Annotated in this window: 1 protein-coding gene; it reads right to left on the bottom strand. The window is 73.5% G+C overall.

Annotation, left to right across the window (positions count from 1 at the left end; translation table 11 throughout):
• On the bottom strand, positions 1-2,317 hold a 2,317-nt coding region (locus ACTIR_RS22375; RefSeq protein ID WP_034239061.1), incomplete at both ends, for a carboxyl transferase domain-containing protein.

Here is a 2,317-nt window from a genome sequence, read left to right as displayed (position 1 = left end):
CGGCGTCGTCGGCCGCCGACCGGGCCCCCTCCAGGGCGGTGACCCGCTCGTCGGCGGCGGTGCGGGCGTTCACCTCCCCGGAGAACACCACCGCCGCGGCCGGTGCGCCGCCGATCACCGAGGCGAACGACCCGTCGACGGCGAGCACCGTCATGTTCGGGTTCAACGCCTTGGAGAACACCACGAACGCGCCGCCGTGGTAGCGGGACACGACGCAGAACACGATCGGACCGGAGAAGTTGACGATCGCCCGCCCGATCTCGGCGCCGTACTCGAGCTGCAGCTCGCGCATCGACTCCGGCGAGCCGTCGAACCCGGAGAGGTTCGCCAGCACCACCAGCGGCCGGTTCCCGCTGGCCGCGTTGATGGCGCGCGCGACCTTCTTGGACGACCGGGGGAACAGCGTGCCCGCGGTGTAGGTGTCCGGGCCGTCCGTCGGCGGGAACCCGCGCCGCGGCACCGAACGCGACTCGACACCGACGAGGCAGACCGGCCACCCGCCCAGGTGGACGTCCTGCACGACCGCGGTGTCCGCCTCGGCCATCCCGGCCCAGCGTTCCAGCACCGGATGGTCGGCGTCGGACACCGCGCGCATCACGGTCCGGATGTCGAACGCCTTCTTGCGGTCGGGGTTCGTCTCCGGGGAGAAGATCTCCCCGACCGTGGTGAAGTCGCTGCCCTCCGCGCTGTGCGGATAGTCGGACACGTCCCGGTCGCGCGGGTCCGCCGTGTCGGCCCGGCGGGGTGTGCCCTCCCCCGGCGCGACGTAGCTGTGGTCGTAATGGGCCATCAGGACCTCGCGGGCCCCCGCCAGGTCCGGGGCCCAGTACTGCGCCTGGCCGTTCGGGCCCATCACCCGGTCGTAGCCGCCGATGCCGTGGTTGTCCTCGGCCGAGACGCCGCCGGAGAAGTCCAGCGACTGCTTGCCGGTGAGCACCATCGCCGAGTCGGGGGTCATCACGAGGATGCCCTTCGTGTGCATCAGCATGGTCGCCTCGGCGTTCCAGTACGGCTGGGCGCCCACGTTGATGCCGGCCACCACGACGTTGATCTCGCCACCGTCCTGGGTGAAGTGCACGATCCGCCGCAGCGCCGCGGCCACCCAGTCCATGTTCTCCGTGCCGGAGTCCATCGCGATCCGCGCACCGGCGGACAGCGCGAACCACTCCACCGGGAGCCGGAGCCGCTCGGCCAGGTCGAGCGCACCGATGACCCGGGCACACTCCGGCTCGGACAGCGCGCCGAGCGCCTTCGTCGGGTCACCCAGCAGCACCACCCGCGCCACGCCCTCGGGGAACCGCGCCGTGGGGGTGGTGACCACCCCGGTCACGATGCCCGCGGTGTTGCCGCCCCGGGGCCGGTCGACCGGCACGAGCGCGCCGTCGTCGGCCAGGTCGTACTCGGCGAACGAGCCGTCGTCCCCCGCGAGCAGGTCGGTCAGTTCGTACGGGTGGACCGTGCCGCGCCGACGGGCGCGCAGGACCTGCTGTCCGTAGTCGTCCACCGGCTCGACCGGCTCGGTGGCGGGCGCGCCCCGCCACATCCGCACCCCGCCGTCGGTCCAGCGGAGGTGGACGGCGACGTCGTGCGAGGAGCCGGTGTCCGGGTCGCGCTGGCGTCCGACGAACTCGATCTCCTCGAGCCCCGCGTCGGCGGTGGTGGGCAGCACCCGGCGGGACATCGCCCGCAGTTCGTCCAGCGTCAGGTCGCTGTCCGGCCAGACGTAGATCAGCACCCGGTTGGTGTCGAACCGGCGTCGCTCGGGCCTGCGGGTCTGCTCCTTGCGGATGGCGTCGAGGCAGCCCGCCAGCGCCCCCTCGACCGCGGGCAGCGCGGCGAGCCTGCCCTCCCGGTCGCGCAGCGGGGTGAGGTCGCGCACCTGCGCCATCGCCACCAGCCGCTCGTCGGCCGGGTTCCGCGTGGCCACACAGCGGAACAGGTACACGTCCTCGTCGGCCGACGGCAGCCGGGTGAGGTCGAACTTGCTCAGCCGGTGCAGCTGCAGGCGCTGGGCCACCAGCGGGTGCAGCCCGCGGATCAGCCGGTCCTCGGCGAGTCCGGACGGCGACGGGCGGAAGGTGAAGTGGTGGTGCATCGCCGCGCCGCTGCGACCGGCGACCGTGGTGGTGATCCGGCGGAGGCGGTCGGGCAGGGCGACCTCGGAGAGCGCGGCGACCAGTTTCGCGGCCGTGGTGTCCTCGTCCTCCGGACGGTCGGGCCAGGTCAGGTACAGGTCGACGACGAGGTCGGGGCCGGTGTCGCGCCCGTGCGGGGCCCGCCCGGCGGCCTCGGCGACCGCGTGCAGCGCGTCGGGCAG

The sequence above is a fragment of the Saccharomonospora iraqiensis subsp. iraqiensis genome (genome assembly GCF_000430445.1).
GTDB lineage: Bacteria > Actinomycetota > Actinomycetes > Mycobacteriales > Pseudonocardiaceae > Saccharomonospora > Saccharomonospora iraqiensis.
Note: the sequence above shows the minus strand (reverse complement) of the source record. Positions and strands in the feature narration are given on the sequence as shown.